The organism is Robertmurraya dakarensis (genome assembly GCF_900156875.1).
GTDB lineage: Bacteria > Bacillota > Bacilli > Bacillales > Cytobacillaceae > Robertmurraya > Robertmurraya dakarensis.
The window spans coordinates 1,263,811-1,289,931 of record NZ_LT707408.1 but is presented as its reverse complement, the minus strand read 5'-3'; the positions used below and the strand labels follow the sequence as shown (position 1 = coordinate 1,289,931).

Annotated in this window: 26 protein-coding genes; 1 reads left to right on the top strand and 25 read right to left on the bottom strand. The window is 39.4% G+C overall.

The window, feature by feature from the left end; all coding sequences use genetic code 11:
- Positions 1-52: 52 nt before the first annotated feature.
- The 15 genes from CZ487_RS07480 to CZ487_RS07410 all read right to left on the bottom strand — a co-directional run bounded on the left by CZ487_RS07480 (position 53) and on the right by CZ487_RS07410 (position 16,278).
- The gene (locus tag CZ487_RS07480) at positions 53-283 is read right to left on the bottom strand and encodes a KH domain-containing protein (RefSeq protein ID WP_077211498.1); all 231 of its coding nucleotides are present in this window, start codon (positions 281-283) and stop codon (positions 53-55) included.
- 18 nt (positions 284-301) lie between these two features.
- On the bottom strand, positions 302-574 hold the full coding sequence (gene rpsP / locus CZ487_RS07475; RefSeq protein ID WP_077211497.1) for a 30S ribosomal protein S16: 273 nt from the start codon (positions 572-574) through the stop codon (positions 302-304).
- Between the two features lie 104 nt (positions 575-678).
- The gene (ffh, locus tag CZ487_RS07470; RefSeq protein WP_077211496.1) at positions 679-2,034 is read right to left on the bottom strand and encodes a signal recognition particle protein; all 1,356 of its coding nucleotides are present in this window, start codon (positions 2,032-2,034) and stop codon (positions 679-681) included.
- A 14-nt stretch (positions 2,035-2,048) separates the two neighbouring features.
- Positions 2,049-2,381, bottom strand: coding sequence for a putative DNA-binding protein (locus tag CZ487_RS07465; RefSeq protein ID WP_077211495.1), 333 nt, complete (start codon positions 2,379-2,381; stop codon positions 2,049-2,051).
- Positions 2,382-2,616: 235 nt separating this feature from the next.
- Positions 2,617-3,615: a signal recognition particle-docking protein FtsY gene (ftsY, locus tag CZ487_RS07460; RefSeq protein WP_077211494.1), complete on the bottom strand. Its 999-nt coding sequence runs from the start codon at positions 3,613-3,615 to the stop codon at positions 2,617-2,619.
- A gap of 76 nt (positions 3,616-3,691) precedes the next feature.
- Positions 3,692-7,261 (bottom strand): chromosome segregation protein SMC, encoded by a 3,570-nt coding sequence (gene smc / locus CZ487_RS07455; RefSeq protein ID WP_077211493.1) that lies wholly within the window; start codon positions 7,259-7,261, stop codon positions 3,692-3,694.
- Positions 7,262-7,390: 129 nt separating this feature from the next.
- A complete protein-coding gene (rnc, locus tag CZ487_RS07450) occupies positions 7,391-8,128 on the bottom strand; it encodes a ribonuclease III (protein WP_077211492.1) in 738 nt (245 codons plus the stop codon).
- 148 nt (positions 8,129-8,276) lie between these two features.
- A complete protein-coding gene (gene acpP, locus CZ487_RS07445) occupies positions 8,277-8,510 on the bottom strand; it encodes an acyl carrier protein (RefSeq protein WP_077211491.1) in 234 nt (77 codons plus the stop codon).
- An 83-nt stretch (positions 8,511-8,593) separates the two neighbouring features.
- A complete protein-coding gene (gene fabG, locus CZ487_RS07440; protein ID WP_077211490.1) occupies positions 8,594-9,337 on the bottom strand; it encodes a 3-oxoacyl-[acyl-carrier-protein] reductase in 744 nt (247 codons plus the stop codon).
- Positions 9,334-10,281, bottom strand: coding sequence for an ACP S-malonyltransferase (gene fabD / locus CZ487_RS07435; RefSeq protein ID WP_077211489.1), 948 nt, complete (start codon positions 10,279-10,281; stop codon positions 9,334-9,336). The genes fabG and fabD overlap by 4 nt, the downstream gene beginning before the upstream one ends.
- Positions 10,282-10,316: 35 nt before the next feature.
- Positions 10,317-11,300 (bottom strand): phosphate acyltransferase PlsX, encoded by a 984-nt coding sequence (plsX, locus tag CZ487_RS07430; protein ID WP_077211488.1) that lies wholly within the window; start codon positions 11,298-11,300, stop codon positions 10,317-10,319.
- 49 nt (positions 11,301-11,349) lie between these two features.
- Positions 11,350-11,913 carry a transcription factor FapR gene (gene fapR, locus CZ487_RS07425; RefSeq protein WP_077211487.1) on the bottom strand — a complete coding sequence of 188 codons (564 nt, stop codon included), beginning with the start codon at positions 11,911-11,913 and terminating at the stop codon, positions 11,350-11,352.
- A gap of 152 nt (positions 11,914-12,065) precedes the next feature.
- Complete coding sequence (recG, locus tag CZ487_RS07420) at positions 12,066-14,117, bottom strand: ATP-dependent DNA helicase RecG (RefSeq protein ID WP_077211486.1); 2,052 nt, start codon at positions 14,115-14,117, stop codon at positions 12,066-12,068.
- Between the two features lie 109 nt (positions 14,118-14,226).
- The gene (locus tag CZ487_RS07415; protein WP_077211485.1) at positions 14,227-15,900 is read right to left on the bottom strand and encodes a DAK2 domain-containing protein; all 1,674 of its coding nucleotides are present in this window, start codon (positions 15,898-15,900) and stop codon (positions 14,227-14,229) included.
- 15 nt (positions 15,901-15,915) lie between these two features.
- Positions 15,916-16,278 carry an Asp23/Gls24 family envelope stress response protein gene (locus CZ487_RS07410; RefSeq protein WP_077211484.1) on the bottom strand — a complete coding sequence of 121 codons (363 nt, stop codon included), beginning with the start codon at positions 16,276-16,278 and terminating at the stop codon, positions 15,916-15,918.
- 336 nt (positions 16,279-16,614) lie between these two features.
- Between CZ487_RS07410 and rpmB the strand changes: the two genes are divergently transcribed.
- The gene (gene rpmB, locus CZ487_RS07405; protein WP_077211483.1) at positions 16,615-16,803 is read left to right on the top strand and encodes a 50S ribosomal protein L28; all 189 of its coding nucleotides are present in this window, start codon (positions 16,615-16,617) and stop codon (positions 16,801-16,803) included.
- Between the two features lie 160 nt (positions 16,804-16,963).
- Here rpmB and spoVM read toward each other — a convergent pair whose 3' ends face one another.
- The 10 genes from spoVM to def all read right to left on the bottom strand — a co-directional run bounded on the left by spoVM (position 16,964) and on the right by def (position 26,069).
- Positions 16,964-17,044, bottom strand: coding sequence for a stage V sporulation protein SpoVM (spoVM, locus tag CZ487_RS07400; protein ID WP_077211482.1), 81 nt, complete (start codon positions 17,042-17,044; stop codon positions 16,964-16,966).
- A 99-nt stretch (positions 17,045-17,143) separates the two neighbouring features.
- Complete coding sequence (locus CZ487_RS07395; protein ID WP_077211481.1) at positions 17,144-17,791, bottom strand: thiamine diphosphokinase; 648 nt, start codon at positions 17,789-17,791, stop codon at positions 17,144-17,146.
- A gap of 99 nt (positions 17,792-17,890) precedes the next feature.
- Positions 17,891-18,535 (bottom strand): ribulose-phosphate 3-epimerase, encoded by a 645-nt coding sequence (rpe, locus tag CZ487_RS07390; protein ID WP_077211480.1) that lies wholly within the window; start codon positions 18,533-18,535, stop codon positions 17,891-17,893.
- A gap of 2 nt (positions 18,536-18,537) precedes the next feature.
- Positions 18,538-19,422 carry a ribosome small subunit-dependent GTPase A gene (gene rsgA / locus CZ487_RS07385; RefSeq protein WP_077211479.1) on the bottom strand — a complete coding sequence of 295 codons (885 nt, stop codon included), beginning with the start codon at positions 19,420-19,422 and terminating at the stop codon, positions 18,538-18,540.
- A 34-nt stretch (positions 19,423-19,456) separates the two neighbouring features.
- Complete coding sequence (gene pknB, locus CZ487_RS07380; RefSeq protein ID WP_077211478.1) at positions 19,457-21,445, bottom strand: Stk1 family PASTA domain-containing Ser/Thr kinase; 1,989 nt, start codon at positions 21,443-21,445, stop codon at positions 19,457-19,459.
- A 5-nt stretch (positions 21,446-21,450) separates the two neighbouring features.
- On the bottom strand, positions 21,451-22,200 hold the full coding sequence (locus CZ487_RS07375) for a Stp1/IreP family PP2C-type Ser/Thr phosphatase (protein ID WP_077211897.1): 750 nt from the start codon (positions 22,198-22,200) through the stop codon (positions 21,451-21,453).
- A 5-nt stretch (positions 22,201-22,205) separates the two neighbouring features.
- Positions 22,206-23,276 (bottom strand): dual-specificity RNA methyltransferase RlmN, encoded by a 1,071-nt coding sequence (rlmN, locus tag CZ487_RS07370; protein WP_139339543.1) that lies wholly within the window; start codon positions 23,274-23,276, stop codon positions 22,206-22,208.
- Positions 23,277-23,294: 18 nt separating this feature from the next.
- Positions 23,295-24,641, bottom strand: a complete 1,347-nt coding sequence (rsmB, locus tag CZ487_RS07365) for a 16S rRNA (cytosine(967)-C(5))-methyltransferase RsmB (protein WP_077211476.1) — start codon at positions 24,639-24,641, stop codon at positions 23,295-23,297.
- Positions 24,631-25,587 (bottom strand): methionyl-tRNA formyltransferase, encoded by a 957-nt coding sequence (gene fmt, locus CZ487_RS07360; RefSeq protein ID WP_077211475.1) that lies wholly within the window; start codon positions 25,585-25,587, stop codon positions 24,631-24,633. Before fmt ends, rsmB begins: the two co-directional genes overlap by 11 nt.
- Positions 25,584-26,069: a peptide deformylase gene (gene def / locus CZ487_RS07355; RefSeq protein WP_077211474.1), complete on the bottom strand. Its 486-nt coding sequence runs from the start codon at positions 26,067-26,069 to the stop codon at positions 25,584-25,586. The genes fmt and def overlap by 4 nt, the downstream gene beginning before the upstream one ends.
- Positions 26,070-26,121: the final 52 nt, after the last annotated feature.

Sequence of the window (26,121 nt, the reverse complement as noted above, 5' to 3'; positions counted from 1 at the left end):
TCTGCAATATAAAAAAGGAGGGGTTCCCCCTCCTCCTGTTTGCCTGAAATGTTTATTCAACAATTTCTAAAAAAAGCTTTTTCTGCTGTGATGCTCCTGCTGCATAGACAACAGTTCGAATAGATTTAGCTACACGCCCTTGCTTGCCGATTACTTTTCCCATATCGCTTTTATTTACACTAAGCTGATAGGTAACGCGATCAGCACCTTCTTGTGTCTCCACCTGAACATCTTCAGGGAAGTCTACAAGGGGCTTAACAATCGTTTCAATAAGCTCTTTCATTCGCTATTAGCTGTAAGCTTACTTGCTAAGTTTAGCGTTATGGAATTTCTCCATAATGCCTTCTTTAGAGAAAAGATTACGAACTGTGTCAGATGGTTTAGCACCGTCTTGTAACCACTTAAGAGCTAGTTCTTCATTGATCTCAACTTTTGCCGGCTCGGCTACAGGGTTATAAGTTCCTACTGTTTCAATGAAACGTCCATCACGAGGAGAACGAGAATCAGCTACTACGATACGATAAAAAGGAGATTTTTTTGCTCCCATACGCTTTAAACGAATTTTTACTGCCATTTTATAAAGCACCTCCGAATAGTTTCACACAAGATAGTATGATATCAATTGTTAATTAGTTTGTAAAGTGTTTTTTCTTGTCAGGCAAAAATTTCAACTTTTTTCTATTGAAATGGATTAAACGGAAGCTTAAGTCCGCCCTTTTTCTTGCCTTTTTGCTGCATATTAGACATTTGTTTCATCATTTTTTTCATATCTTCGAATTGCTTTAACAAACGGTTTACTTCTGGCACAGAAGTCCCGCTTCCTTTTGCAATCCTTTTTCTGCGATTCGCCGTGATAATCTCAGGATGAGTCTTTTCTTCCTTTGTCATCGACTTGATTATCGCTTCTACATGTGAGATTTGTTTTTCATCAATTTGAAGATTATTGAGACCTTTAATTTTATTAGCACCTGGCATCATTTTCAAAAGCTCATCGAGAGGTCCCATATTACGGACCTGTCCCAGCTGTTCAAGGAAGTCATCGAACGTAAATGAGGCTGTCCGCATTTTCTTCTCAAGTTCCTTTGCTTTTTCTTCATCCACATTCGCCTGTGCTTTTTCAATTAAAGTAAGTACGTCCCCCATGCCTAGAATACGTGAAGCCATCCGTTCTGGATGGAATGACTCAATCGCATCCATTTTTTCTCCAAGACCGACGAATTTAATGGGAGTCTGGGTAACAGACCGAATAGAAAGTGCCGCACCACCACGAGTATCCCCATCTAGTTTAGTCAGGACAACTCCTGTTAAACCAAGCTGTTCATTAAAGCTTTGAGCCACATTTACAGCGTCTTGTCCGGTCATTGCATCGACAACAAGGAATATTTCATCTGGCTTTGTGAGTTCTTTAATATCTTTTAATTCCCCCATCAAAGCTTCATCTACATGCAATCGGCCTGCTGTATCAATTAACACATAATCATGATGCTCTTCTTTTGCTTTAGCTATGGCCTGCTTTGCAATCTCCACCGGACTAACCTGATCCCCCAGAGAAAATACCGGCATACTCAGCTGCTTGCCCAGCGTTTCGAGCTGCTTAATTGCTGCAGGTCGATAGATATCAGCTGCAACAAGCATCGGGTTACGATTGTATTTTTTTCGCAGAAGATTCGCGAGCTTACCAGTTGTTGTCGTCTTCCCGGCACCTTGCAGTCCAACCATCATGATAACGGTTGGAGGGCGGCTGGCAACAGCAATTTTACTTTCCTCTCCACCCATCAGCGCAGTTAATTCTTCTTTTACAACTTTGATGACCTGCTGACCAGGCGTTAAGCTTTTCATTACTTCTTGCCCTACTGCACGTTCACTTACTTTTTTGACAAATTCTTTGACGACTTTAAAGTTAACGTCTGCCTCTAAAAGAGCTAGACGAACTTCACGCATCATTTCTTTTACATCCGCTTCATTTACTTTCCCTTTACCGCGGATCTTTTGGATCGTATTTTGCAGTCGGTCGGCTAATCCTTCAAACGCCATTCACACGCCGCCTCCTAATCTAATTTCTCAAGCTCAGCAACTACCTCAGAGAGAGATTGCAAGGATGGTGAATTTTCTTTCAGCATCTCTCGCATATCAGCCAGCAGTTTACTGCGTTCTTGAAACTTTTGAAATAACAACAGCTTTTCCTCATATTCCTCGAGCATAGCTTCTGTACGTTTAATATTATCGTAAACCGCTTGCCGGCTTACGCCATATTCCTCTGCAATTTCACCAAGAGAATAGTCATCTAAGTAATACAAAGACATATAACTTTGCTGTTTCGGCGTTAACAAGGATTGATAAAAATCATACAAAAAATTCATGCGGGTAGTCTTTTCAAGCATTGATTCCCCTCCTTGTTAAGTGAAAAGCCTTTACATAGACAGTCTACACAGAATGCATGCTAATGTCAAGGTATTACCTTTACAAAATGAAAAGCGGAAGCGGCTTGTCCAGCCCCGACAAGCATAAGGAAAGCCCTGGAAGAAGGCATGCTTTTAGCCTTCTGTAAGGGATTAGCTTATGACCTCAAGGGGCTAGCCGCTGGAGCTAGACAAAACGAAATCGCAAGCAGTTTCCTTATTGCTCTTCAAGCTCTTCCTTTTCAACTAGATCGGCAAACAAACCATATACGTATTGCTCTGCATCAAACTCTTGAAGATCATCCATTTTCTCACCAAGTCCAACAAATTTCACCGGAATATGCAGCTCATTACGAATCGCAAGAACAATACCGCCCTTTGCTGTTCCATCCAATTTTGTTAACACAATCCCGCTGACATTTGTAGCTTCCTTAAAGGTCTTTGCTTGGATCATTGCATTTTGTCCAGTTGTCGCATCGAGCACTAATAATACTTCATGTGGAGCTCCCGGAATTTCCCTTTCAATGACCCGCTTCACTTTTTCAAGCTCTTTCATTAAGTTTACTTTATTTTGAAGTCGTCCAGCCGTATCACATAATAAAATATCCGTATTTCTGGATTTAGCCGCTTGAATAGCATCAAACATTACTGCCGCCGGATCCGATCCTGCATCCTGTTTTATGACATCAACCCCGACACGTTCACCCCAAACCTCAAGCTGCTCAATGGCACCCGCACGAAATGTATCACCAGCGGCAAGGACCACTTTTTTGCCTTCAGATTTAAATTTATGGGCTAGCTTTCCTATCGTTGTCGTTTTGCCGACTCCATTTACACCAACAAATAAAATAACAGTCAAACCTGTCTCCTGAATATTAAGCTCAGAGGAAGCCTCGTTTCCGCTATTATAAATCTCAACCAATTTTTCCGAAATGACTCCCTGAACTTCCGCCGGATCCTGAATATTTTTTCGTTTCACTTCCATTTTCAACTCATCTATTAACTCCATAACTGTATCAAATCCAACATCTGCTTGGATGAGAATTTCTTCAAGTTCCTCAAAGAAGTCTTCATCAACCTTACGATATCGGGCTACCAAATCATTCACTTTACTCGAAAAATTATCCCTTGTCTTTGTAAGTCCATCTTTAAATTTTTCAGTTACAGTGTCTGTTTGTTTCGTTATCTTTTCTTTTAATCTCTTAAAAAAACTCATAATGATCACTTCCTTATGTATTTTGAGGGGTGAAGCATATAAGATCACCCCAAAAGAGAGATAAAACAACTAGGTCTTATGATGATTGAATGAGCTCCTTTGAATCTTCAAGCCTCACGGATACTACTTTCGATACACCTGACTCCTGCATCGTAACACCATATAAGACGTCCGCACCCTCCATCGTTCCTTTGCGATGTGTAATAACGATAAATTGTGTTCCAGAGCTGTATCTTTTTAAGTACTGACTAAATCGATGAACATTTGCCTCATCGAGCGCCGCTTCTACTTCATCTAAAATACAAAAGGGAACGGGTCTTACTTTTAAAATAGAAAATAATAATGCAATCGCCGTTAAAGAACGTTCTCCACCGGATAAAAGCCCTAAATTTTGTAGTTTTTTTCCTGGTGGCTGTGCTACGATATCAACACCTGTATTAAGAAGATCATCTGGGTCTGTCAAGCGCAGATCTGCTCGTCCTCCGCCAAATAACGCTTGGAATACAAACTCAAAGTGGGAACGTATCCCGTTAAAGGTTTGCTGAAATCGCTTTTTCATTTCCTCATCCATCTCATCAATCACTTGGAACAACGTATCTTTTGCTTCCTGCAAGTCATTTCTTTGTTCTAGTAGAAATTCGTAACGTTCGGAAACACGATCATATTCTTCAATAGCTCCTAAATTAACAGTTCCAAGTTCCTCGATCGCTAATTTAATCAGCTTGACTTTCTTCCTTGCCTCCTCAGCAGGGATTGTTAAAGGATATTCTGCCTTCGCTCCCTCATAGGTAAGTAAATATTCCTCTCTTAGCTGTGCAAGGAGATTGTCTAGTTCTACATCCAGACGATTTAATTTAACCTCATCGTCCAATAAAATTCCACTTATTCCCTTATGCTGACGTTTTAGCTCTTTTAGTTCAAACTCCGCATCCTCAAGCTGACTTGATAAGCTCAACCGTTCTTCTCTTCTTGAAGAAATTAAGTTCAAAGTTTCATTTTTATCTTGTAACTTGCGATTCGCAGCTTCTTCTAGACTCAACTCTCCAGAGGAACTATGTGACATCTCTGAAGATAACAGTTCCAAATCTTCTTTTGCTAGTGACAATCTTTCTTGGTTTTCTGTAAGCTGTGCCTCAATCGACATCAGCTTTTCTTTTGCATGGCTAAACTGCTCTTTCTTGGCTGCAAGTTTGATTTTTAGTTCATTTATATCTTCGAGTAGAACTTCCTTCGATGTAGCTTGTGTATTTTTTTGTTGAGTTAATTCCGCTACCTCCCGATCGATCTCGGCAATCTTATGTTGATCCCTCTCTAGTAAATACGTTAATTCTTTTTTTCTCACTTTCAATTTTTCTTGCTGCGTCCCATATTCAGCCTTATCCATATCGTAAAATGAAAGTCTTTCATTAACATTTTGCTCTTCAAGCTCCACTTCCCGAAGGTCCCCTTTGACAGATTGTTCCCTAATGCGGAGGTCTTCTCCAGAAGCTCTTAATTGTTCTAACAAAGCTTTTTGAACTTGAACATCTTCCTTCAGCTGCTTAACATGTTCTTCAAGCTGAAGCGTCTTATTCTCCATCTGCGTAAGCTTAACTTTAAGCTCTTCTAACTCACCTTTTCTACTTAATAGTGAGGATGCATTCTGTTTTGTCGTACCACCTGTCATAGAACCGCCAGGATTGACAACATCTCCGTCCACTGTCACAAATCTGCAGCGATATTGGAGGATCTTAGCCATATCATTAGCACCTTTTAAATCCGTTGTCACTACAACTGTTCCCAATAAGTTAGCGACCACACTTTGATACTTCGAGTTATAGTTAATTAGTTCGGAAGCAACACCAACAAAAGATGGATGTCCTGAAATAGCTTGCAGTTGTGTATTCGAGAGACCTTTGGCTTTCATAACATTTAGCGGCAAAAAGGTCGCTCTGCCAAAAGAATGTTGTTTTAAATATTGAATCGCTTTTCTGCCGCTCTCTTCCGTACTTACAACGACATGCTGCATAGCTCCACCAAGAGCTATCTCTATAGCTGTTTCATATGCTTTTGGCACTTGAATCAGTTCTGCAATGGCTCCTTCAATTCCAGCTAATTTACCACTTCTTGCTTTAAGAATTTCCTTAACACCTTGGAAAAAGCCTGAATAATCTTCCTCCATGTCCTCAAGCATATCTTTTCTAGATTGAGTTTTTTGTAAAAATTGGTACGCTTGATAAAGGGTCTTTTCTTGCTTTTCATATTGACTTTGCAGCTGTTCAAGCTTCTTTTTTTCTTTTCTAAATATATGAACTCCATCTTCCAATTCCTTTTGCACAAGATGGAGCTGATCTATTACCTTGGCTTTTCTTTCTTCAATTACTCGCCGCTGTATTAAAAATTTCTCATTCTCAGCTTCTAGCTTTGAATGTCTAGTTTCTTGCTGGTTAAGCTGCTGTTCAATATATTTAACCTCATTCTTATGTGTAGCTTGATTGTTTAGCAACTCAATATAATCACTTTTCAAAGTTTCTATTTTACTTTCTAAATCTTCACTAAAGAGTTTTAAGTGATTTTGCTTTTCAGAAAGGGAGTTTTCATATTGAAAACATTCCTTTTCAAAAGTGGAGACAATTTTCTCCTGCCCTTCTTTTTGTCTTTTTAGTTCAGAAATTTTTGTTGTAAGTTCCCCGATACTTCTTTCAAGCTGCTCTTTATTTTGCTTGGCATTTTTCTTTCTTTCCTTTAGTACTTCTTTCCGGCCTTCAAGCTTTTCGAGCTCTTCACTTGCATGCAGCAAAACGTTCTGAAGATCATTAATTGATTCATCTAAAGCTGCAATTACATCTCTAGTTTCTTCAATTTTCGCTTCTTTCAATTGTACTTTAGTGGACAGCTTTCCTTCCGCCATTTTATTTTCTTCTAGAGTTGCAGAAAGCTGCTCCCATTTTCCGTGTAATACCTCGATTTCATGAACAGTCAGAGCAACCTCGATTTTTTCAAGTTCCTCTTTTTGCTGTAAAAAGTCTTTTGCGATCGAAGCTTGTATTTTTAATGGTTCTACCTGGCTTTCAAGTTCGTGGATGATATCATTGACACGATTAAGGTTTTCCTGTGTTTCCCCTAATTTGCCTTCCGCTTTCTTTTTTCGAGTTTTATACTTTAAAACTCCAGCTGCCTCTTCAAATATCGTCCTGCGTTCCTCAGCTTTACTGTTTAAAATCTCTTCAACCCGGCCTTGGCTGATAATCGAAAAAGCCTCCCGGCCGAGCCCGGAGTCCATAAATAAATCAATAATATCTTTAAGGCGGCAGGGTTGTTTATTTATTAAGAACTCACTGTCACCTGAACGAAATACTCTTCGCGTCACACTTACTTCATGATAATCAATTGGAAGGAAATGATCATCATTTTCGAGCGTTAGTGTCACCTCAGCAAAATTTAAAGGCTTTCGAGAATCACTTCCAGCAAAAATAATATCTTCCATTTTTGCTCCTCGGAGGGATTTGGCGGACTGTTCACCAAGAACCCAGCGGATCGCGTCGGTAATATTGCTTTTTCCACTTCCGTTCGGTCCCACAACCGCTGTTACACCTTGCACAAAGTCTACCCCTATGCGTTCGGCGAATGATTTAAATCCTACAACATCCAAACGTTTTAAATGCACGTTTGTATCCCCCTTCAATTCCATTAATCTGTCTTATCATGTTGTTTTTAAATGAAATTTTCAGTCAGATATTTTTAAAATTTAATCTCAAATCATTCTAACCTCTAACTTCCAACTTCTAACCTCTAATCAAAGATGTGCTTTCAGCTTCTCGAGCGCCATTTGTGCTGCATGCTGCTCTGCTTCCTTCTTTGACTTTCCTGTTCCAACGCCAAGGTCTTGCCCGTTAAGGGAGACTTGCGAGACAAATTCACGATTATGGGCAGGCCCTTTTTCCTGTAGTATCTTATATTCAATAGCACCAGCCCCATCGCGTTGAACAAGCTCTTGAAGCTGACTCTTGAAATCCATCACATGAGAAAAAGCACCTGCATTTATTTTAGGATAAACATACTTTTCTAAAAAGCTAACAACCGTCTCTATTCCTTTATCTAAAAATAGTGCACCGATAAATGCTTCAAATACATCGGCTAGGAGCGCAGGCCTTGTTCTGCCGCCCGTCATTTCTTCCCCTTTCCCTAATAAAACTAAATCCCCAAAGGATAGTTCGTTCGCGAAGGAAACCAATGAAGGTTCACAGACGATGGCTGCTCTTAATTTTGTCAGCTCCCCTTCACTCATCATTGGGTACTTTTTATAAAGGAACTTTGAAACGGTAAGTTCTAGAACAGCATCTCCTAGAAATTCCAGCCTTTCATTATCCTCATAAGGCTTTTTGCGATGCTCATTCACATATGATGAATGGGTGAAAGCTTGTTTTAGCAATTTTTCATTAGAAAATTGAACTTCTATTTTTTCTTGAAACTCTTTAAATTGTTTTTCACGATCACGAAATGTTCGTGTGTTCTTTCCTCTGCCGTTCTTCATTTTTGCATCCACCTTGATAAATTTTTCGATACCTACAAGTTTACGAATATTCTCTTTAAAACGCAAAGTTTCTTAGCCTATTTCTCTCGATTTCATTATACAGAAGAAAGCCCCGTTTTAAAACGGAGCTTTTTTCATGGTCTAACGATTATGCATTACTTTTTATGTAATTAACAGCGTCACCAACTGTTGAAATTTTCTCAGCGTCATCGTCAGAAATTTCCATTCCGAATTCATCTTCTAATTCCATTACTAATTCCACTACATCTAGTGAATCAGCGCCTAGATCTTCTTTAAAAGATGCTTCAAGAGTTATCTGTGACTCTTCCACACCAAGGCGGTCAACGATAATTTTTGTTACACGTTCTAAAACATCTGCCATGCTTGTTCACCTCCTCTCAAGACATTATAGAGTATTTAGTGGTAATAATAAACTTTATTTCTAAATTTTTTATTCAAAAATAACTACATGACCATTCCGCCATCAATATGAAGTGTTTGTCCGGTCATATAGCGGCTGTCATCTGAAGCCAGGAATACAACAGCATTTGCAATATCCTTTGGTTCACCTAGACTTCCAAGAGGGATTTGTTTCAGCATTTCTGCTTTCAGGTCTTCACTTAATTTGTCAGTCATATCTGTTGTGATGAAACCAGGCGCGACCGCGTTGACCGTAATTCCTCTTGTGGCCAATTCTTTTGCAGTTGTTTTCGTAAGACCGATTACTCCTGCCTTTGCAGCAACATAGTTTGCTTGACCAGGATTTCCGCTAACTCCCACGATGGAAGAAATGTTGATAATTCGGCCGCTTCTTTGTTTCATCATTTGGCGTGTAACCGCCTTTGTACAAAGGAAGACTCCTTTTAGATTAGTATCAATAACAGCATCCCATTCATCTTCCTTCATTCTCATCAGCAGGTTATCTCTTGTAATCCCTGCATTGTTGACAAGAATGTCAATAGTACCAAACTGTTCAATGGTTTTCTTAACCATTTCAGTAACAGAATCACTGTCAGCTACATTAGCTTGGATAGCAAAAGCCTTGCAGCCAATACTGCGAATTTCTTCGACCACTTCATTGGCACTTTGTTCACTTCCAGAAAAATTAACAGCAACATTTGCTCCTTGCCTTGCTAATTCAATTGCAATTTCACGACCTATTCCACGAGATGCTCCTGTTACTAATGCATTTTTACCTTGAAGTTTCATTTTACTTCCTCCTTTAATGCATTCATAACTGATGTTAGCGACTCTTCATCAGAAATAGCATATGTCTTGGCTGATCGCTCAACTTTCTTAACGAGACCTGATAAAACTTTCCCTGGTCCAATTTCAACGAACGTATCAACGCCAAGTTCGATCATCTTACGAACAGAGTCCTCCCATAGCACAGGTGAATATAACTGTTGGATAAGCTTTTCTTTTATATCCTCTTTTTCAGTCATTTCAGAAGCTGAGACATTCGCAATGACTGGTACTTCAGCATTGATAATATTAATTTCATCTAGAACTCCCTGCAGTCTTTCTGCTGCTGGCTTCATTAGACTAGAATGAAACGGTCCGCTCACCTCTAACGGAAGGACACGTTTAGCACCAGCTTCTTTAGCTTTTTGAGACGCAAGCTCAACCCCTGTACGAGACCCAGAAATAACAATTTGTCCAGGACAATTGATGTTTGCCAGCTGTACGGGATGTCCTTCAGATGTTACATTCTCTGTAACTTCTCGTAGAATGTCTCGGTCTATACCAAGAACTGCTGCCATCGTACCTTCTCTGTTCGGGACAGCTTCTTCCATGAATTCTCCTCTTTTCCGAACAGCATAGACGCCGTCCTCAAAAGAAATCGCATTTGCTGCAACAAGAGCTGTATACTCTCCAAGACTATGACCCGCTACGTAATCTGGTTTGATCCCTGATTTTTTGAATGCTTGCAGAATGGCGATGCTGGTTGTCATTAAAGCTGGCTGTGCATTTGTTGTTAGTGTAAGCTCCTCCTGTGGTCCTTCAAAAATAATAGTTGAAAGAGGATGTTTCAGTTTTTCGTCCGCTTTTTTGAATATAGAATGGACTTCTTCGTTTGACTCTGCAAACGACTTCCCCATTCCAACTGTTTGTGAACCTTGACCTGGAAAAATAAATGCAATCTTACCCATACAATCTCCCCTTCAAAAAAATTTTTATTTACACTCTATTGTTTTTCCACTGCTTCCTTAATCAATAGCGAAACGTCCTTTTCAATCATATTCCTCGTTTGACGTATCGCATTGTAAAGCGCATTTGCATCAGAGGAACCGTGAGCTTTTATCACAGGAGCTTTCAAGCCAAAAAGACCTGCTCCACCATACTCAGAATAATCCAGCTTAGACTTTAGTTCTTTTAGATCCGGCTTTAAAACAGCAGCTGCTAGTTTCGACTTTAAGCTTGACGTAAGAGTGGCTTTGATCATTTTAAACATCGAAAGTGCTGTACCTTCAATGGTTTTCAGTACCATATTACCTGTGAAACCATCTGTTACAACAACATCCGCTACTCCTTCTAGTAAATCCCGGGCCTCCACGTTCCCGACAAACTGAAGTCCTGAATTTTGAATAAGTGTAAAGGCTTGCTTCGTAAGATCATTGCCTTTCTTTTCTTCTGTACCTATGTTCAAAAGACCGACCCTGGGATTCTTTATCCCTCTAACTTTTTCACTATAAATAGAACCCATGATCGCATTTTGCAGCAAGTGCTCCGGTTTTGCATCAACATTCGCTCCCACATCTAAAAGCAGGAAGCCTTCACCGCCAATAGTGGGCAAAGTAGGAGCTAGAGCAGGCCTCTCAATTCCTTCTATCCTGCCTACTACAAACAACCCTGCTGCCATTAATGCACCCGTGTTACCTGCAGAAATACAACCATCAGCTTGGCCGTCTGCAACTAATCCCGCTGCCAGTACCATAGAGGAGTTTTTTTTGCGTCGTACAGCTCTAACTGGTTCATCTGTCGCCAATATCACCTCATCGGTATGAATAATGGAGATTCGCTCATCATTAGAAAGGAACTGTTTGATTTGACTCTCGTTCCCTACAAGTACGATCTGTAAATCATCAAAGGCTTGAACGGCTTTCATAGCTCCTAAGACGATCTCTTTTGGAGCATTGTCACCGCCCATAGCATCCACTGCTAACTTCATGTATGTATCCCATCCTAATTATTAGATTTTGTGTTCTTAACCTGGTGTTCTATATGTTTGAACGATACATTTCAAAATCACCTTTGAAAACAAGTTCACTATTTACAAAGCTATTCACTTCTACTAGCGTTCTGCCGCTGGCTCGATCAATTCTGATCACTTTCGCTTTAGCAACAACTCTTTCATCTTCCTTTACTGCCCGGGTGAATCGAATATTTGCTTTGGCGGTTAGAGCCAGCTCATCATTAATTACCGCTACCGCTAACGAATTAGCCTGTGCGAACAAATGATGGCCTCTTGCTATTTTATTTCTTTTAAAGACATGTTCTTTTTTTATATCAAGAATGGAAATCGCCGCTTGATCGAGTTCCATATCAATTATTTCTCCAATCACTTCATCAATGGGCAAGGATCGAACCTCATCCTCAAATCGTTTTTCTGCAACATGTTTGATTCGTTCCCTCAATTCCGGGATAGACAACTCCAGCCGATCAAGACGAATCGTTTGAACGCTTACTGAAAACTTATCAGCAAGCTCCTCATCCGTAATAAACGGATTTTCTTTAATCGTTTGCGTTAACAAGGATTGCCGTTCTTTTTTATTTCTTTTCATTTTTTCCGCCACCGTCCGAGATATTAAGACTAGGTACTAATAGTAGTATATGATTAAAAAAAGCAGATTGCAAGAGAGAACTCTGTTCTTCTTGTCATCTGCTTTTAGCTGTCTCAAACTCTATGCTTCCTCGTTTTTGACACCTTTAAATCCTAATCTAACTTCTCTCCCTTTAAAACCTCAGATTCTTGCAGATATCCTCTTAAAGTTTCGTATTCAGGTGAATTCCAAAAAGCTTCTGACCGGATTAACTCGGCTGCATCGTTCCTCGCTGTTTCTAATGCTCGGTAATCATGTACCATATCGGCTACTTTAAATTCAGGCAGACCGCTTTGTTTTTTTCCAAAAAAGTCCCCTGGTCCTCTTAACTCTAAGTCTTTTTCACTAAGAACAAACCCGTCGTTTGTTTCTGTCATAATTTTCATTCTTTCCTTGCCGACTTCCGTTTTCGGATCCGCCAGCAATATGCAGTACGATTGTTCACTTCCCCTGCCGACGCGGCCGCGCAGCTGATGCAGCTGGGATAGCCCAAACCTCTCTGCATCATAGATCACCATCATCGTAGCGTTTGGAACATTCACTCCTACCTCAACAACGGTTGTGGAAACAAGAACCTGCACATCATTGCTGCTAAAAGACTTCATAACACTGTCTTTTTCATCCGAAGTCAGTCTTCCATGCATTAATCCAACATGATATCTATTTCCAAAATAAGCAGTTAATGAAGCGTGAACATCGATTGCATTTTGAACATCAAGCTTATCTGATTCTTCAATCAACGGACAAATGACATAAGCTTGTCTGCCTTGTATCAATTCTTTTTCCATAAAGCCTAGAACACGATCCAGCATGTCATGCTTAGCCCAATACGTTTCGATCACCTTTCTCCCGGCAGGCATCTCATCGATGACCGAGACATCCATTTCACCAAACACTGTTATCGCAAGCGTTCTTGGGATTGGCGTTGCAGTCATAAATAGAACATCCGGATTTTCCCCCTTCTCCCTGAGTATCCGCCTTTGCTCTACTCCAAATCTGTGCTGCTCATCTGTAATGACGAGCCCAAGCTTATGAAAGACTACCTCATCTTGGATAAGGGCATGTGTTCCTATTAGTAAATGTATTTTCCCATTAGAAACCTTCTCTAGTATTTCTTTACGCCTTTTTCCTTTAACAGAGCTAGTTAACAAATCACATTCTATATCAAAAGGCTGGAGCATACTCTTCAATGATTCCGCATGCTGTTCAGCAAGAATTTCAGTCGGTACCATAAGAGCCCCCTGAAATCCGGCAGTTATACTTGCATATAAGGCAATCGCAGCTACTGCCGTCTTACCAGAACCAACATCACCTTGAAGAAGCCGATTCATTCGATAAGGAGATTTTAAATCTGCAAGGATCTCATTCACAACACGCTTTTGAGCATTAGTCAGCTGAAAAGGTAAACTCTCTAAAAATAATTTTAGTTTTTCTAGATCATACTTTTGGATAGTACCCTTGGATTGCTCTCTCTCAAATTTCCTCAAAGCTTGCATTTTTAATTGAAAATACAAAAACTCCTCATAAACAAATCTTCTTCTTGCCTGCTTCACATCATTGCTGTTTAGAGGAAAGTGGATAGCACGAATAGCTTCTCTTCTATTCAACAGTTTATAATTAAGAAGAAATTCCTTTGGTAAAGTCTCTGTGATGCTTTCCCCATATTGGTTTAGCGCCAACTGGATGAACCGTCTAACCCCTTTAACAGTAACCGACCCTTTCACATGGTAAACAGGTTCAAATTCATTATTTTTCTTCATTTCACCTATCTTCGTCTGCGATGCAGTTATCGTGCGGCGATGCGCGTCCCATTTACCTGTAACAGTAAGCGTTTCGTTGATCGAAATTTTGTTTTTCATATACGGCTGGTTAAAATACACAACTTGTACCAAAAACTGATTTACTAATAATCGAATCGTTAATCTTGAACGTTTCCTTCCATAATACACCAGGGATGGCTCACTATGGACAACCCCTTCTACAGTAACTTTTTCTTCATGCTTAACTTGCGATAAATCTTTGAGGCGGTAATCCTCATATCTGTAAGGAAAATATTCTAATAAATCTTTAACGGTCCGAATATTCAAATCAGATAATGCTTCTGCCGTTTCTTCTCCAATCCCTTTCACATCCGTAACTGGTTGTTTTAGTCCATTGTCTTTCACTTGTTTTTGAGCGGTACAATTGCCGCCACTCCTCCTCACACAATATCAAAAATTTATAATACAAAAGCATGACTTTGCAGCCATGCTTTCGTAAGTTTTCATTTAAATCTTATTCAATCGAGAAAATAAAAGCATATAATGGTTGTTTGCCATCATGTGTTTCTATTTCAACATCCTCGAACTCTGTCTCTATATACTCAACTAGGGCATTTACATCTTCATCCGATGCATCTTCCCCTTTTAGTATTGTTAATATTTCTGCATCTTCATCGAGCATATTTTTCAAAAGCTCCTTAGCAGCTTTCAGTTTATCTTTATCTTTTATTATGATTTTCCCATCGGCAATTCCCATGAAATCATCTTTTTCAATGCTTAAGCCTTCTATACTTGTATCACGTACTGCATAAGTGATTTGTCCTGTTTTCACATGCTGGATCGCTTCCACCATGCCATCTCTATTTGCTTCTAGATCTGCTGTAGGATTGAACGCTAATAGAGCAGCCATCCCTTGAGGAACCGTCTTCGTTGGTACCACGACAACATCTTCTTCACATACTTCAGCAGCTTGTTCTGCAGCCATAATAATATTTTTATTATTAGGCAGGATTAGCACTCTCTTCGCATTGATTTCTTTAATGGCCTTTACAATATCTTCCGTGCTAGGGTTCATAGTCTGCCCGCCCTCAATCACGGCATTTGCTCCAATACTTCGGAAAAGCTCTGCTATTCCACTTCCCATCGAAACCGTAACGATGCCATACTCTAGTTTTTCTTTTTTCTTTTTAGCTGGTGGCGCAGCAACAGGAGAACCGACAATATTTGAATGCTGCTCACGCATGTTTTCAATTTTCATATTGATTAAGCTTCCATATTGTTGCCCATATGTTAATACAGCCCCAGGCTGTTCTGAGTGAATATGTACTTTAACCACATTTTCATCCGCTATGACTAGTAGAGAATCACCATAACTGCTTAGATCATCTCGAAAAGCCTCTTCCGAAAATGGCTTTTGATTTAATTTATCTTCTTCGAAACGAACCATAAATTCTGTACAATAACCAAACTCAATATCTTCTGTATTGATATGCCCTTGCACGGACTTATGGTGTTCGGCATTTACTAATTCATCCATTGACGGCAGTTCTTCTGGTGAATCCGGGAGTTTTTCTCCCTTTAACTCCGCCAAGAACCCTTCATAAACAAACAAAAGTCCTTGACCGCCACTATCAACGACCCCAACTTCCTTCAAAACAGGAAGCAAGTCAGGTGTACGTTTTAAGGATGCTCTTGCCTCTTTAACAACTTCTTCCATGATGCCGATTATATCATCACTTTTATTTGATGCTTCAATCGCTTTTTTTGCGGAATCTTTCGCAACCGTTAAAATGGTACCTTCAACCGGCTTCATAACTGCTTTATAGGCCGTTAAAACTCCCGCTTCAAAAGCCGCAGCAAATTCAAAAGCATTTATTGATTCTTTATTTTCAATTGATTTTGAGAAACCTCGGAAGAGCTGGGATAAAATAACACCTGAATTCCCTCTAGCTCCCATTAACAGACCTTTCGAAAGGGAAACTCCTACCTTTCCAATATGGTCTTGAACATTATTTTTAACCTCTTTTGCTCCAGAGGTCATAGATAAGTTCATGTTTGTTCCAGTATCTCCATCCGGAACAGGAAAAACGTTCAATGCATCCACATATTTTGCATTTGAGGATAAATGGTTAGCTCCTTGAATGACCATTTCTGCAAAACGCTTTCCGTCTAGAATTTTAATAGACACAAACTTTCCTCCTCACTACGGGTTCGTTACACGAACTCCTTGAACGTAAATATTTACCGAGTCAACGGCTAACCCTACCGTTTTATCTAAAGTGTACTTTACTTTAGATTGAACATTATGAGCAACCTCGGAAATTTTCGTTCCATAACTTACAATAATGTACATATCAATATGTACTTCATCATTTTCTTGACGGACAATTACTCCGCGAGTGAAATTTTCTTTACGTAGAATTTCTGTTAATCCATCTTTAATTTGGTGCTTTGAAGCCATTCCTACTATACCATAGCAATCTATTGCTGCTCCACCTGCAATCGTAGCAATTACATCATTTGAGATATCAATTTGTCCGAAATTTGTTTTTAATTCAATGGACATGAATCGTTCCCCCTTTGGAATTTACTCCTTAGCTAAAGCCATTTTACTATAAGCATCTCAAATTTAAAAGTGTAACCTAAATTTAAACCTTTCTACAGCTTAAAGAAACTATTATATAATCGGGATAGATGCCTATTTAGCAATATCTTTTTGTCAAGGTAATTTTCTTGAAAGACAACTATTGCATTCCAATTAGTTGTGTGATAAATTATTAAGGTATCTTTTAATGACCGAAAAATACATTCATTTTTCGCATTAAATTTTAAAGCAATGAAATATTGCCATAATAACATTGAAAAATTAGCTTCACCTTTCACTGTAAAGGAGGGAAATAATATGCCACGTAAATGTGTTGTAACTGGGAAAAAGACAACTACAGGTAATGCACGTTCTCACGCTATGAACGCTACAAAGCGTAAGTGGGGTGCAAACCTTCAAAAAGTACGTATTCTTGTAGACGGAAAGCCTAAGCGTGTTTGGGTTTCTGCAAGAGCGCTAAGATCAGGTAAAGTAGAACGCGTATAATATGCCGTCCTGCTCACCAAAAAAAGCATCCACTTTGGATGCTTTTTTCTATCTATAGCATAACCACATTAATAAAAAAACACACCCCATAAGTTCATGAGGTGCCTCGAAGTCATTTTTATAGATTGTATCCAATCCGTATGATGAATCGATCATTGCATTAATCCTTTTTAAAAGTCCCTAACATGGCGCGGACAAGGCCGCCTAAAAACTTCGGCAGTTTAATTGTATAAAATTTCATAATGTCCCTCCTTACCATCTCACCCATACAATTCACAACATTTGCCAATATCAGCATATTCAAAGGATAAAAATGAGTACTTTTCATTGAAAAAATTTTTTAATCACAACTTCTTATCACCATTAATATGCCTTCTCTAAAAGAAAAAGTACCATAATCGTTAAGAAGTTCATTACTAATACATAGTGTCGAACCTAAAGGAATATGCCGGTCTTTTAGAGGATATTTGAACCCCTCGAGTGTAAGCCTATCTACAGCTGAAGATACAGGAATAAAAGAAACGTATTTTTTTTCACTTATTTTATTTAAACGATGGATACCTGGATAAGTTACAAATATAATGTTTTTTTGATCGATTATTTCAACTTGATAAGGAAGTTCCTTTAAAGCCGGCTTTAAAATTAACTGAACATTAGCAAAGAAGTGATCTAGACGTCCTCCAGTACCACCAAAAATCCTTATTTTATCTGGATTTTGTCCGATCGCCCAATTTAATGCATGTTCCGTATCCGTTTCATCCTTTTCTTCCTCATATGTCATTAATTGATTTACTTTCTTCTTAATGGCGTATAGTTCATCTGAAGAAACGGAATCAAAATCACCGAAACCGACTGCTGGCTTAATACCTGCCTCCAACAATACTGTGACGCCTTTGTCAACTCCAACCCAAACACAATTATGATCATTATATTGCGTTAAATCAGGAAGATGGTCAGTTGGTCCTCCAGCTACTATATTAATTATCATACAAACCACCTTACTAGAATGATTATAGAAGAAGAGCCAGCTGAAGGGATTTTCAGCTGGCCTAAATAAATGTGCCTGAACAGGGCAGTCAATACTACATTAAGCTCTTAATGCTTCTATGGCTTTCTTACGGTCTGGCTGATTGTATACTGCAGACCCAGCCACTAATACATTTGCTCCTGCTTCAATACAAAGCTTTGCAGTTTCTGTATTAACGCCTCCATCCACTTCTATTTCAAGCTGTAATCCTTTAGAGTCAGCCATTTCCTTTACTTGCTTAATCTTCGTTAACACGGATGGAATGAATTTTTGACCGCCAAAACCAGGGTTTACTGACATTAACAATACCATGTCCACATCCTCGATAATATGCTGTATCGAGTCTGCAGGTGTTGCTGGATTTAATACAACACCAGCTTTTACTCCCTGAGCTTTGATGTTCTGAATGGTACGATGCAAGTGCCGGCACGCCTCAACATGTACAGTTATATAATCCGCTCCAGCTTTCGCGAAGGCTTCTACGTATTGATCAGGATTTTCAATCATCAGATGAACATCAAGCGGGAGCTTCGTTACTGGTCTAATCGCTTCAACAATTAATGGACCAATCGTGATGTTGGGAACAAAATGTCCATCCATTACATCGACATGGATATAATCAGCTCCTCCTCTTTCAACATCTTTAATTTCCTCTCCCAATTTTGAAAAATCAGCTGATAATATTGATGGTGCAATCTTAACCATGATTAATACCTCGGCTTTCTATCTTTAATTTCTTGTAAAAATTGTTTGTAATGATCATACCGATACTGTGGAATTTCCCCAGCTTCTACAGCATCCTTTACAGCACATTTTGGTTCCTTTATATGCAAACAAGCTCTAAATTTGCAGTTTTCGCTCTTCTGTTCAATATCGGGAAAGCAATAATTCAAGTCCTCTGCTTCAATATCTGTGAAATCTAATGAACTAAAACCAGGCGTATCAGCTACCAAACCTGCTCCAACATGGATTAATTCAACGTGACGGGTCGTATGCTTTCCCCGGCCCAAATGGGATGAAATATCATCCGTCTTAATACTTAAATCCGGTCTTAAGACATTTAATAAAGAAGATTTTCCAACACCTGATTGTCCTGCAAAAACAGATATCTTACTTTCTAGCAGCGGGATTAACTGTTCTACTCCATCCTCTGTTTCCGATGAGGTCAATAGCACTTGGTAGCCTGCACTTTCATAATCTTCCTTATATTGCTCAATCGTCTTACGCTCATCACTTGTAGCCAAATCCAGTTTTGTCACACAAATAATAGGGCGTATTCCATTGAACTCCACCAAAACCAAAAATCTATCTAAAAGTGCAGGACTGAAGTCAGGTTCGACAGCAGAAAAGACTAGTATCGCTTGATCTACGTTTGCAATCGGAGGACGAACTAGCTCATTCTTTCTTTTTCCGATTTCTAAAATATAACCTTCTTGGTCATTTTCAGCCTGAAATACAACTTCATCCCCGACTAATGGGGTAACCTTATTCTTTCGGAAAACACCGCGGCCCCTGCATTGAATAACCTCGTTTTCTGCTGTCAAAACATAATAAAATCCGCTTAAGGCCTTAATAATTTTGCCCTCAGGCATACATACACTCCTTTTTAGTTTTCTATTTGATTGATTATTCATCTTCTGGGTAAGGTACAGGCTCCTCAATTATAGCCTCATCATCCCGAACTACTTTATAGCTGCCCGATGTTCCTTCCGCAATCGTTAACGTAATTGTTTTGGTTACGGGACTCGTAATTTCAAAAGAATCAAAAGGAACAGTTATATCATTGTTCATATCCTCAATTAAAATTTGGACAGTTTGAGGCATTCCTTCTTCAATTGGTTCATATGGGATGTCAATTTCGACCTGCACATGTTTGACAAGTACCTCTTTTTTTCCTTTTGATAAAGTAACTGTCACCTTATCTCCCTTTTGTAACTGAGTTCCTGCTGGCGGGTTCTGTTCGATCACTAAGCCGCTTTGAATCGTATCATGATGCTGACCTTCCTCTAAGATAATAATGTTCAAACCACTAGAGTCAGCATATTCCGCTAATCCTTTATCATTATACCCACTTAGATCCTTTAGTCGGATTGGTTCCGGCCCCATACTGACCGTAAATTCTAAAATTTCCTCCTCCGGAATAACTTCATCTCCTTCAGAAAGATTTTGTTCTAAAATCACTCCAACTGCTTTCTCTTCGTGAAAAACTTCTTTTTTTCTAATATCTTTAAAATTCAGATCTTCCAGCTGGCTGTATACATCCTCGTAAGACATGTCTACATAATTTTCTATCACAAATTTATTCTTCCCAGTACTCACATATAAATTAACAGGACTTCCCTCTTTAACAAAACTGTGAGCCTTTGGTTCAGTTTTGAAAACTGCACCTTCCTCAATCTCTTCATGAGGTTCTTCAATTGTTTCTCCAATAATAAAACCATCTTCTTGGAGTTTCTTTTTAGCCTCTTCCAATGTATAGTCTGTAACATCAGGTACCTCGATGTCCTTTGGAACCAATAAATCAGGAAGAACCGTGACTGCTAAAATCATAAGAATAATCAGAATTGCAAAGGTAGATATTAATATAGCCGGCCACTTTTTCCGCTTTTTTTGGGTCTTCTCGGTTATCGATTGATCACCAGGTGAATCTTTAACGGCCACATCATCACTTTGATCCTTGCCATGTACAATGGTTTCATCAAGATTATCAAAAGTTCTGTCATCGGTGATGATTGGGATTGCTTTGGTTGCATCATCATCTACAGGGACCGTAAACTTTTCCTCATCCCATCTTGATGGATCTAGGGCTGTTCTTAGGTCTTGTTCCATTTCTTCCACACTATCATAACGATGAAAGGGATCCTTTGCTGTTGCTTTTAAAACAATATTCTCGACACTTTGAGGGATATCGGGATTCCAGCGTCTTAAAGAAGGTGTTTCAGATTGAAGATGTTTTAATGCGATTGACACGGCAGATTCACCTGAAAAAGGAAGCCTCCCTGTCAATAATTCAAACATAACAATTCCTAAAGAATAGATGTCCGACTTCCTATTTGCCATCCCGCCGCGTGCTTGCTCAGGAGATAAATAATGGACAGATCCGAGAACGGAATTAGTCTGCGTAATACTTGTTGCGCTTAGCGCCATGGCAATCCCAAAATCAGTTATTTTTACATTTTTTTCATAATCTATTAAGATATTTTGCGGCTTTATGTCGCGATGAATAATATGATTTTGATGCGCATGTGAAATTGCGGAGGTTAACTGCTGCATAATTTCCAATGCTTCCTGTATCGGAACAGGAGACTGCTGTTGTATGTATTGTTTTAATGTTTGGCCATCCACATATTCCATGACAAGATAATAAATTGAATCCTCTTCCCCAACATCAAATATATTAACTATGTTTGGATGCGCTAAGCTGGTAGCTGATTGAGCCTCTCTGTGAAATCGACGAATAAACTCTTCGTCATCAGCAAAATCGAGGCGGAGAATTTTAACAGCGACATCGCGATCTAAGATCATATCATGAGCAAGGTATACATTTGCCATACCTCCGCCACCAATCATTTCTAGAATCTTATAGCGGCCGCTTAGTCTTTTTCCTATCAGCATCTATGTCACCCTCTCTCGTTGTAATCATCATATTGGAGAATAATCAGGGTGATATTATCCTCTCCGCCATTTTCATTTGCTATCTTTATTAGGGAGGCTGCTTTCTCTTCTAGGGAGTCTTCACTTTCTAATACTTCAATCATCTTCTTTTCACTAACTTTATTTGACAGCCCATCGGAGCACAAAAGAAGGTAATCTCCTTCTTCGAACATAATCGTCTTAATATCAATTTTGATTTCTAACTCAGTACCTAGTGCCCGTAAAATAACATTTTTCCTTGGATGATGTTCAGCATCTTCTTTTGTTATTTGTCCTGTTCTAACAAGTTCATTTACCAGTGTGTGGTCTTCAGTCAGTTGTTTATATCCAATATCATTGAGGATATAACATCGGCTGTCTCCAACATGAGCAATCGTTGTAAACGTACTCGTCACGATCACTGCTTCAATGGTTGTTCCCATCCCATCGCATTCTGGATTCACCCTGGCATGTTCGTAGACCAGTTTATTGACCTCTTGAATATGATTTTTCAGCCACTGTTCCGCCTGATCGGCCGTTTCAATTCCTTTCGTTTCCTCCCACATCTTTTGGAGATGATTAACAGTCATTGAACTTGCCACATCCCCAGCACGGTGACCGCCCATGCCATCTGCTACAATGGCAAGGCGGTTTCCATCCAGGTTTGTAAAAATTCCTCCGTTATCTTCATTATTTTGACGAATACGACCACGGTCTGTCATAAACACCGCATTCACAGCTTTCACCTCGTCTCCTCTTTTCTCTCCTTTGCACGCAGCTGGCCACAAGCTGCTTCAATATCATGGCCTTGTTCCCTGCGAATCGTTACATTCACACCATGCTGTTTTAGTGTTTTTTCAAATAAAAAGATTTGTTCTTTTGGTGTGCGCACATAATCTCTCTCCGGTACATAGTTAACAGGGATCAAATTGATATGGCACTTAACTCCCTTTACAAGCCTTGCTAATTCTTCAGCATGCTCTACTTGATCATTAACTCCTCCAAATAAACCATATTCAAAGCTGATTCGTCTGCCGGTTTTTTCGATATAATACTTTACGGCTTCCATTAACTCAGGAAGCTTGTATGCTCTATTAATTGGCATTAGTCTGCTTCTAAGTTCAGTATTGGGTGCGTGCAAAGAAATAGCAAAATTAATTTGCATATTTTCATCAGCAAATTTATAGATTTTTGGAATGATTCCACTTGTTGAGACAGTAATATGACGAGCCCCGATATTTAACCCTTTATCATGATTAATGATCTTAAGGAATGACATCATCGAATCATAGTTGTCAAACGGTTCCCCAATTCCCATAATGACAACCGAACTTACTCTCTCATCAGTTTCATCTAGTGCTTGTTGAACTTTTACGACTTGCGATACAATTTCTCCTGCTTCCAGATTTCTTTTTAACCCTCCAAGAGTAGAGGCGCAAAAAGTACAGCCTATCCGGCAGCCGACTTGGGTCGTCACACAAACAGAATTTCCGTAATCGTGGCGCATTAAAACCGTCTCAATGGAAAAACCATCGTGGAGTTCGAATAAAAATTTGATCGTTCCATCAGAAGATGTATGCTGGATGATCGTTTTTAACGCTGTAATAGAGAATTGATCCTCTAGTTTTTCTCGCAATCCTTTTGAAAGGTTGGTCATCTCCTCAAACGTCGAAATTCTTTTTACATAAAGCCAATCAAAAATTTGATCTGCCCTAAAAGGTTTTTCATTATTTTCTTTTAACCATTCCTTTAATTCATGCAATTGTAAGGAATAAATTGATGGTTTCTGTACAATCGTTTCTGCTTTTTCCATAGTTGTTTGTTCCAATTCTTATCCCTTCTTCCTTAAACAAGCAATATAAAATCCGTCAGATCCAAAATCCTGTGGCAAGATTTGTAAAGAAAAGTCTTCCGCTAACGGTCTTACTGCCTCTGGTAGTCGTTCCTTTAGTGTCCTGTCGCCTTCAAACTCTCCATGCTGTTCTAAGAAAAGTTTAATGACATCATCATTTTCTTCTCTATCAACCGTACATGTGCTGTATACGACTATACCATCCTTTTTCAATAACGGCGTAATCGATTCTAAAAGGCTCAACTGGATTTGACTTAGATTTGTCACATCTTCTTCTTTTTTTGTATATTTCATATCAGGCTTTCTTCTCATTACACCTAAACCTGAACAAGGTGCATCGATTAAAATTCGATCAAATGATTCTTTTTGAAAATGTTCTTGAACTTTTCTGCTATCCATCGCATTTGTACTAATATTAGAAAGACCAAGGCGGATAGCATTCTCAGAGATCAGTTTTACCTTATGCTCATGGAGATCCAGTGAAATCACTTCTCCGCTATTTTGAAGCTTTTCCGCTATATGAGTAGACTTGCCGCCTGGTGCTGCACAAGCATCGAGGACCTTTTCATCTTTTTCCACACCAAGAGCATATGCAACGATCATAGAGCTTTCATCTTGAATTGTGATATATCCTTCTCGAAATGCTTTAGAATTAGCTAAATTTCCACGTAAACATTTAATAGCTTCCGGTATGATCGGACTCTCTTCTACCTCATATCCCTCATCTCGAAGCAAGGCTAAGCATTCATCCCGGCTGATTTTTGTTGTGTTTACACGGGCGGTTTGCAGCGGTGCTGTTAGATTGATCTCACACATTTCTTTTGTCTTCTCGAACCCAAACTGTTTAATCCAGCGTTGTACTAGCCAAAGCGGATGACTAGTCTCGATCGAAATTCTTTCAGCACGGTCTCCAATGTTATCCAGGCTCGGAATCCCTTCCCTTTGTATACTGCGCAGAACCCCATTTACCATGCTGGCGATACCTTTATGACCTCTTTTTTTGGCAATCTCAACCGCCTCATAAATAGCAGCGCGATCTGGAATTCGATCCAAATAAATCATTTGATAAAGGGTGAGTCTTAACAGCTGCCTCACCCAGTCATCTATTTTACGTCCTTTTTTTATAAATGCTTGCAAATAATAATCAAGCGTCATTTTTCTTTGCAGTGTTCCATATGTAAGTTCAGTCAGCAGCCCAATATCTTTAGGATCAATTTCGTTTTTCTTAATCGTGTTGTTTAAAAGTAAATTAGAGTACGACTGATTTTTTTCAATGGTTTCTAAAAGAGTTAATGCGCTTTCTCTTACATTCCCTTTACGACTCATGAATATCTCCTAATCTGTCTCCAACAACAAGCTTTGAACCTGCTCCTCTTAAAAAATCTCCAGCTTTCATGCGTTTTTTTCCTGACGGTTGGAGATCGATGATTTTTATTGCTGTATCATTCCCCGTAGATACAATAAATCCATCCTCTTTTATTTCGATAACTTCTCCAGGTTTTCCCTTTTTAGCACCTTGTGTTTTTTCAACCTGCCAAAGCTTAAGAACTGTTTCCTTCAAAATGGTATAAGCTACCGGCCAAGGATTCATTCCGCGAACATGGTTATAGATTTCCTCTCCCGTCTTACTCCAATCCACTTTTTCCTGCTCACGTTTGATCGTATAGGCGAAAGTTGCTTCTTCCTCCCGCTGTTGAATGGGTTGAAGTTCACCATTGATCAGCTTCGGGAGGGTTTCAGAAAGTAGATTTGCACCAGCCTCACTGAGCTTATCATGCAGAGTTCCCACATTATCGTCTTCTGTTATCGGCACTTCAATTTGCGTTAAGATGTCTCCAGCATCAAGCTTTTCAGCCATATACATGATCGTTATCCCTGTTTTCTTTTTACCCTGTATGATCGCATAATGCATTGGTGCACCACCGCGCAGTTCCGGCAGCAAGGAAGCATGTACATTAATACATCCATATTTTGGAGCATCCAATAGCTCCTTCGGCAGAATTTGTCCAAATGCAGCTGTTACGATTAAATCCGCCTTAAGTGCTAGAATCGGTTCCAGGCTCTCACGGTTACGAATCTTTTCAGGCTGTAAGACAGGAATCCTATATTCCTCTGCTGCCACCTTAACAGGCGGTGGAGTCAACACCTTTTTCCGGCCAACTGGGCGGTCGGGCTGCGTCACTACGGCAATCACATCATACCCATCGTCCATCAGCCTTTTTAATACTGGAACAGAAAAGTCCGGTGTACCCATAAATACTATCTTTGTCATTCTTCTTCCACGCCCTCTAATTCTTCTTCTTTTAAATACTTGCTGACTTTTGAAGTAAATAACACCCCGTGCAGATGATCAATCTCATGTTGAATCGCTCTTGCCATATAGTCTTCTGCTTCTATTTGATAATATTTTCCTTTGCGGTTCTGCGCTTTCACTTTTACAAAAAAAGGTCGTGTTACTTCTCCAAACAGCCCTGGAAAACTCAAACATCCTTCTGGGCCTGTCTGCTCTCCTTTTGTTTCCAGTATTTCTGGATTAATTAATTCAATCGTCCCAGTCTCATCTCCGATATCGACAATCGCAATTTGTTTATCAATCCCAATTTGCGGGGCAGCAATGCCGACTCCATCAAACTCAATCATGGTGTCATACATATCATCCAATATTTTTCCAAGTTTCTTATCAAATTGAGTCACAATCTCACATTCTTTTTCTAAAACTTCAGCTGGGTACATTACAATTTTTCGAACAGCCAAACTATTTCCTCCCATTATCAAATATCACAGGCTTCCATCAGCAGGACACCTT